We start from the raw sequence: 6,899 nt of genomic DNA on the forward strand, positions 1-6,899 counted from the left end.
TGGTGCCACCGTCAACACCATCAGCAGGTCGGGTATCGGGCGGCTGAGGCTTGAGCCGGATGACGAGCAATCGTCACGTCCGGTTCTGAGGGGGCTGGGCTTCGGTAACGGAGCCCGGCTACCCGACCAAGGCGGCGCCGCGCCCGGAGGGCAATGGCCCGCACCTGACGCTCCGACGCCCCGTCGCGGGCCATCAGCTGCCGCACGATTGGTTCTCTGAGCAAGTCGTTCAGGCTTGGTTCGCTGAGACGTTCCACGGCTTCCTCCACCGCTGGCGGATGCGGGATCAGGTACGCCACGCAAATGACAGGACTATAACCTAGCATATGGTCGATTTCGCCCAAAGCAGTGGCGAAGCACCCAAGGCGCCATCCTCCTCTTGGTGGAGACGATGCCTCACACGCAGTCGCAGAGCGGGGTGAAGGGCCGTCTGATCTTGGGCATGGTCAATTGCTCAGACCGAACCGACATCCATCTGTCGTATTCACTGGCCGCTCAGCCGGTTGCTAAGATCGGTTGATCCGACTCGACTTATCCCTGATCTCTGCCCAAGCGGCCAACGCACCCGTAAACGACAGGGGGCAAGGGTTATTTTATTGCTGCTCGGTTCAGCGACGCTGCTGAACAGAGGCCTCGTCTGGTCTGCAAAGGCCTGCGTCAGAGTGTGCAACCGAACCCTGCATCGTGCGGCAATCTGGGGCTTGCTTATACTGCGTTGCGACATAAAATTTTTGCGTTGCACCATCATGTTTCTAAGTTGAGACCGCCTCTTCCGTTCCCGTGTTCAGCTGTCATCGTGAGGGATCGCCGTGGACTGGGACAAGATCAAGCTCTTCTATGAGGTGGCCGAGGCCGGGAGCTTCACCAGGGCCGGCGAGAGGCTCGGGCTCAACCAATCCTCGGTGAGCCGTCACATCAGCGCCTGGAGCAGGATCTGAATGTTCCACTCTTCCAGCGCCATTCCCGCGGGCTCATCCTGACAGAGCACGGCGACATGCTGTTCCGCGCCGCAAACGAGATGCGCCACTCCTTGGAGGCGACGCGCCAGCGTTTTACCGAAACCAGTGAGCGGCCCGCTGGCGATCTCAAGGTCACGGCGACGGTCGGGATCGGCGGCTTCTGGCTCACCAACCGTATCGCAGAATTCCTTGACCTTTGCCCTGAGGTCAACGTGCAATTGATTCTGAGCAACGATGAGCTGGATCTTGTGATGCGGGAGGCCGATCTCGCGATCCGGCGGCGGCGTCCAGTCCAGCCGGAACTGATCCAGCGGCGCCTGTTCACCATCCACTATCATGCCTATGCCTCGCATGTGTATCTCGATCGCTTTGGCGAGCCTAGGCGTGTGGAGGATCTCGATCATCACCGCATCGTCTGCTTGGGCGGCAACCAGCCTGCCTTTATCTTGGACTTGCACCGTCTGCCGAACCTGGGCCGAGCTCCCAAGAGCCCGCGCCCGAGCCGGTTTGTGGTCAACGACAGCCTGGCTCTTCGGCACACCATCGAGACGGGAGCCGGGATCGGCATGGCGCCGGATTATACGATGCACGGCAACCCGAAGGTCAAACGAGTTCTGGAGGAGGTCGCAATGCCCGCGCTCGACAGCTATCTGGTGTACCCGGAAGCGATGCGCTCGGTGGCGCGGGTTCAGGCCTTCCGGGACTTTCTCGTCGCGAAGGCGCAGCGTTGGGCCTATTAGCGTTCCACGCGGTCAGGAGGCTCAATCCTTCGGCGGAACCGCCCCGGCAGTCAGGCAGGCAAGAGTGTGCCAGTCGCTGTTATCAGGACGCCGTCGTAGCCGGCCGAAACGCTTGCTGACACTGGCGGCGGTAGGATGCGCTCCAGATCTGCCATCCAGACAGATGGGCTTGGGTGGATATGGTGCCTTTTCAGAGCATTCGGAAGATGACCGCGGCGGCCGTGCCAGTGGACCAGTAAAGGGTGAGCATTAGGAGGTCTACTTCCTTTGAGGCGGGGAACAGGCGGCTGCTGCCTCCAAAGAACATGGACCGGATGCGGAGCTGTCATTATTGCTCAATCCGAACCGGCGACAATTCAAGGCGTGGGGCTCCTCAGTGGAAAGGAACCGGATCCGATGAATGCACAATGCCAGATCCCCATGCCGGCCATGAGAGCGCGCTCCATCAATCAAACTGCGCCCAGCCATTCCGAAGTCGTTTCCATTGCCCGCTGGGTCGGCGCCGTGATCAGCCATCCGGATACCACTGTTGAGCAGCTTGATGCGATCTATGATTATGTGAGCAAGGCTCCCCTGACCGAGATCGCTGACACAGCACAATCGTTTGGCTACTGAGGCGACTTTGGCTTCAGCCCAATCCGATCCTGACGTCTTTCAAGACAATCGGATCTAAACGCGGCTCGTGCTTCCGGCTTCAAGGGTCACTGTTTGCTCGGAGTGCCTCTGCCGCAAGACCTTTTATGGCCCGAGATCAGAAGCCTTTCTTCACTGGTGCGTATGCCTGCAGGTTGCTGCTTCAGCGGCTTTGAGGATGATAGTCCATTCGCTCATGCGTCGGCTCTGCTGATCCTGGCGTGGCCTTGTCTGGATACAGCTCCAGTTGGGATTACAGACCGAGCTTCAGCGTTGGCTTGCTTGCACCCATAACGCTTGCACTGATTCTAACACGGCGGCTTTGAGGCATCAGCCCATGCAGGAAGTGGATCGGTTCACTGGGTTCCGATCCACAATAAAGATGTACTGGGTCCTCAGACACCACTGGCACCCGTGCTGACGCCATCCAACAGGGTGATTGAGGTGCCGCTTGAGTCACGCTCTCCTGCCGCAGGAATCCCAAAAGTGCTGGAATGGCGGGTGCCGATGATATTGAGGCGCTTGGGGGCCCACAGCCCAGGCCTGACCGAGACCGAGATTGCCGCGGCCCCGTTTGGCGGTGCCAGCTATCCCCAGCAGGTCAGCAACGCCTGTCGATCCCTGCTCAAGTGCCGCCGGATCGAGCGGAGTGGCCGAGGAGGGCGAAGTGATCCGTTCCGCTATGTCCCAAAAGGGCTTCTGACCGCTCCCACCTCGCAGGTGAACGCCCACGATACTATATGAGCTGAGCAGAGCCCTGTGTTCTGTTACAGGTTGGTCAGAGCAGTTCTCCTCAGCCGCTCGCTGGAGCACGGTGAACGTGCTTGGTGTCTCCGAGAAGAATTCTACCGGGCCTAGCGGAGATGGTGGCGTGAGATCGCTTCCTTGATGAGAACCAGCTTGTTAAGCTTGAGGGGATCCACGCACAGACGCGCGGCCCACTCCTGCAGCGCCGATGCGTACGATCCGGCCCGGAAACGGGCGCGACGGCCCGTCATAGCCCTCAACCTGACCAGTTCGCCCAAGGCTTGATCTAATAGCGTCGGATCGACCATCCCTGTCCGCCCTATGGGTCTATTGGGCCAGTCTGCGTCTGCCGGTCTCGAAAGCGCTCACCAGCTCATGAATGGTTTCGTAGAATGCACTTTGGCCGAACAGGCTGACGAGACCATAGCGCTCCAACTCGGCCCGAACGTCGTCTGATACCTCGACCAGCACAAGCCTGACCTCTTTCCGATGTAGAACACCGTGCAGTGACCGAAGCGTTGCGGCTGCCGAAAAGTCGACGTCATCGACGGCTGCCATGTCAATACAGAACCACTGCAGGGGCGGCTCGGCGTTCTCGACCAGAGCGCGAGTCTGCTGCGAGAGCTGCTCGGCATTGGCGTAATACATGCTGTGATTAAAGCGATACACCAGGAGGCCTGGCCTGATCTGACCCGGTTCAGCCACCGGCCTCATCCGCAGGCCTCCTGAGCTCGCCCGCACCAGCACCCCATTCCTGGGCCGATATCCGCGGCGCACATGGTCAAGAAGGGAAAGTGCCATCGCAAGGAGAATACCCTCCTCGACGCCAATGAACATGACGGCCAGTGCCGTAATCAGAGCGACGCAGAATTCCGAGGGCCTCTCGATGTAGTTCTGGTGCATTGCCCCGAGATCGATCAGGTCGAGGCCGATCAGAAACACCACGGCTGACAAGACGACATTCGGCATGTAGCCCAACGGCCGCGTCAGGAACAGCAATACCACGAGCACGATCAAGCTCGTCGTGATCTGGGCTAGTTGACTGCGGCCTCCGGCGCTGTCGACCATTTGCGTTTTGGTTGGGCTGCCGTTCACAACAAACGTTCCGGTCAGTCCTGCTCCAATGTTCGCCAGAGCTAATCCAACCAGATCGGTGTTCTCATTGAGCCGTTCACTGTGACGCGCAGCATAAGCCCGGGACGTGGCAGCGCTCTGGGCCAAGATGACCACGGACATTGCAACCGCAGTTGGAACGAGGCGCTCCAACAAGTCAAAACTCCAGTCCACCTGCGGCAGACCCGGCTGAGCCAGACCGCTCGGAACTGCGCCAAGCACCGCCACCCCGCGGGCGTTCAGGTCAAGGGCCCAACTCGCCAGAATGGCACCCAGAACGGCAATCAGTGCGCCAGGAATCCGTCTTGAGACCTGCCGTGCCCCTAAGATCACACCGATCACCGTTGCAGCGATTGCTAGGTCGTAGGGGTTCACCTGCCCAATCTGCCGTACCGCGTTGGTGAGCTTGCTCACGACCCCGTGTCCGCCGCCGGGCAGGCCGAGGAGACCAGGCAGCTCGCCTGTTGCGACCTGGACGCCGACCCCGGTCAGAAAGCCGACGAGGACGGTCCGGGACAGGAAGTCCGCCAGAAACCCCAGTCGGACGACGCGGGCAATGAGCAGGATCCCGCCTGCGAGCAACGCAAGCAGGCTCGCCAGGGCGACCCATCCGGCAGAACCTGGCGTCGCGAGGCCGCTTAGCCCGCTCGCCAGGATGGCCGCAGTCGCCGAGTCGGCGCCGACGACGAGGTGACGGGACGACCCGAACAGGGCGAAGAGCGCCATTGGGATCAGGAGCGTATAAGGACCGGTGATCACAGGCGCTTGCGCAATTTTCGTGTAGCCCATGACTTCAGGAATCGCGAGCGCCGCCAGAGTGAGGCCGGCGAGGATGTCAGCTGGTATACGCGCCCAACTGATGGGCAGGATTCCTTGAAGCATTGGAAGCCGGAAATGGTTAGCCCGGCTCTGTGAGGTGCCCGTGGGCGAAGTATGTGCGGCGCCCGTCATGAGTGGGTTCTTTCAACGGAACGAGATCAGAAGCCGGCACGAAAACCGCTGCTCGACCGGTCGAGTTCCTAAGGGGCAGGATTTCCTTGGTGCCTCAGGGTCGCCATGGGTGTGCTCGTTGCCTGTGCTCGGAAGGGCCAGTATCCCTGCGCCGACCGTGGCCGTGTTGCACGGATCGGTTGGTGACCGTACTGAGTCCAGATGCCAGACGTCATGGTGGCTGGGTGGCTTACGACGCAGCCGGCGGGCACATTCCGGCCCGAACTTCTTGCCCCATCGGCGGACCGTCTCATGGGAGGCCACCGATGGCGCGCTCGAGCAGCATCTCCTCGCATGAACTTTCAATGGATGATCGAGGCGCTCGGCAGCCGGGAGGCCTTCCTCGTTCTCGCTGTTGCACTGCCGACTGCCATGATAACGGTCACGGTGATGCTACTCGTGCGGGCGGGGTTCATCGGGCGACGGTCGTCAAATTACAATCACTAACCCGGACAGCTCGTACGCCGTCCCGTACTTGCAGTACCAGCGCACGCACAACAGGATGATCTCGACCGGAAAGCGGCGGCGCTTGAAAATTCACACAGGGGTGGCTCCTTCGGAGGCCGCAATCCGTTACACTGCCAAGGTTAATACAACCCAGCCGTTTGGGCTCAGGCAGGGTCCATCTCCCGCCCAATGCGCCTTAGCTCTGTCTTGCTGGTCGAACCAAGCCCGGTGTTGCTCTTAAAGAACAGGGGCAAACCCAATCCCGATGTGAAAGAGCGCGGGAAGGGTGGACACCGACGCGGCCGTGGCTGCGCCCCGTTGCACAGCATCCAGCCTGATTCCGACCTGCTCCGGCGCAAGCTCGTCCGCCTGGCGGCCCATGGCCAGCGCACCTTCGAGGATATCAATCCCCTCCCGGACCGAGCGACAGTATCTCAGACGCGAGGCGATATAGACGTTCCGCTGCTGCTCAACCTCTGCCGTATCAGCACAGGCCAGTCGGATGACAAAGGGCAGCAGCTGCTGCCGCTCCTCGTCGCTGGCCTCATCGTTCAGCTGCATCGTCAGCGCGCAGATCGGGCGCGAGAAGCAGTCTGGCATGTCCTCGACGGCATAGACGGGCTGGTACGGGAAGTCGGCCGCGACGATGGCCGCCTCGTTGATGCAGGTTCCCCCATCCTGGCCGGGGAACAGGTGTGAGCCTCGTTTCAGCTTCCAGTTCAGGACGTGATCGAAACTGTCCATGACGGCCATCCGTATAGCGCCCCTCGGAAGGGTGATCCTCGAGGGCCATGCCTGTCAATCAGGAAGGAATTGAGCCGCCTCCGTCAGCGCCATCGAATTCCGATGTGATCGGCGCCCACTGCCAAGACCGAGAGGAAGCGAGAGATCTCAATGATGCACCCTGTGGCGGACGGATCCCGTGTCTCATTCGTGTGGCGGCTTGACCTGCGCCATGACAACACTTCCCAGCCTGATACTTGGATTGGCGTCGTCAGATCAACCTGGCACTGACCGGAAGCGGGCAGCGGGAAGGGCATGAGATCGCCCCGGGATCTGTTACAACCGACAAGTAAGGAGCGAGTTTGCAGCAGATCCCACATGCGCCCTCGACGTAAAGACGTTCTAGTACTACAGCCGGGTCTTGTGCGTTGTCTTAGACACGGAGGTGTCGCGCCATGACAGACGCAAGCGAGGCCCACCGCTGGGCCGATCAGTTGGACGATCTCGTCACCCGCATTGCTCCCCGCTTCAGCCGCATCGAACCGCG

6 protein-coding genes and 2 pseudogenes are annotated in these 6,899 nt (G+C 60.8%); 5 read left to right on the forward strand and 3 right to left on the reverse strand.

What is annotated here, in order from left to right:
• From FS320_RS47275 to FS320_RS51060, 4 genes and pseudogenes are all read left to right on the forward strand, one after another.
• Window positions 1-220 (forward strand): hypothetical protein (locus tag FS320_RS47275; RefSeq protein ID WP_210252232.1); only part of this gene is annotated, 220 nt, incomplete at its 5' end.
• Between the two features lie 589 nt (window positions 221-809).
• A pseudogene (locus FS320_RS34995) lies at window positions 810-1,699 on the forward strand (LysR family transcriptional regulator).
• Between the two features lie 420 nt (window positions 1,700-2,119).
• Complete coding sequence (locus FS320_RS35000) at window positions 2,120-2,314, forward strand: hypothetical protein (RefSeq protein ID WP_152716980.1); 195 nt, start codon at window positions 2,120-2,122, stop codon at window positions 2,312-2,314.
• 239 nt (window positions 2,315-2,553) lie between these two features.
• Window positions 2,554-2,658, forward strand: a complete 105-nt coding sequence (locus FS320_RS51060) for a DUF3309 family protein (protein WP_420846815.1) — start codon at window positions 2,554-2,556, stop codon at window positions 2,656-2,658.
• 748 nt (window positions 2,659-3,406) lie between these two features.
• Here FS320_RS51060 and FS320_RS35005 read toward each other — a convergent pair.
• Together FS320_RS35005 and FS320_RS48775 are read right to left on the reverse strand one after the other, a co-directional pair.
• Window positions 3,407-5,143 (reverse strand): SulP family inorganic anion transporter, encoded by a 1,737-nt coding sequence (locus tag FS320_RS35005; RefSeq protein WP_152716981.1) that lies wholly within the window; start codon window positions 5,141-5,143, stop codon window positions 3,407-3,409.
• A 189-nt stretch (window positions 5,144-5,332) separates the two neighbouring features.
• Window positions 5,333-5,474, reverse strand: a pseudogene (locus tag FS320_RS48775) (IS6 family transposase); the annotation flags it as partial.
• A gap of 2 nt (window positions 5,475-5,476) precedes the next feature.
• Here FS320_RS48775 and FS320_RS45475 point away from each other — a divergent pair.
• Window positions 5,477-5,629 carry a hypothetical protein gene (locus FS320_RS45475; RefSeq protein WP_153885368.1) on the forward strand — a complete coding sequence of 51 codons (153 nt, stop codon included), beginning with the start codon at window positions 5,477-5,479 and terminating at the stop codon, window positions 5,627-5,629.
• Window positions 5,630-5,866: 237 nt separating this feature from the next.
• On the opposite strand, the gene FS320_RS35015 is transcribed toward FS320_RS45475, so the two are convergent.
• The gene (locus FS320_RS35015) at window positions 5,867-6,373 is read right to left on the reverse strand and encodes a hypothetical protein (RefSeq protein ID WP_152716982.1); all 507 of its coding nucleotides are present in this window, start codon (window positions 6,371-6,373) and stop codon (window positions 5,867-5,869) included.
• Window positions 6,374-6,899 lie beyond the last annotated feature (526 nt).

Source organism: Microvirga tunisiensis, from assembly GCF_009296175.1.
GTDB lineage: Bacteria > Pseudomonadota > Alphaproteobacteria > Rhizobiales > Beijerinckiaceae > Microvirga > Microvirga tunisiensis.

Coding starts and splice junctions, on each gene's coding strand:
- FS320_RS35000 (WP_152716980.1), top strand. CDS start 2,120: ATGCCGGCCATGAGAGCGCGCTCCATCAATCAAACTGCGCCCAGCCAT.
- FS320_RS35015 (WP_152716982.1), bottom strand. CDS start 6,373: ATGGACAGTTTCGATCACGTCCTGAACTGGAAGCTGAAACGAGGCTCA.
- FS320_RS35005 (WP_152716981.1), bottom strand. CDS start 5,143: ATGACGGGCGCCGCACATACTTCGCCCACGGGCACCTCACAGAGCCGG.
- FS320_RS45475 (WP_153885368.1), top strand. CDS start 5,477: ATGAACTTTCAATGGATGATCGAGGCGCTCGGCAGCCGGGAGGCCTTC.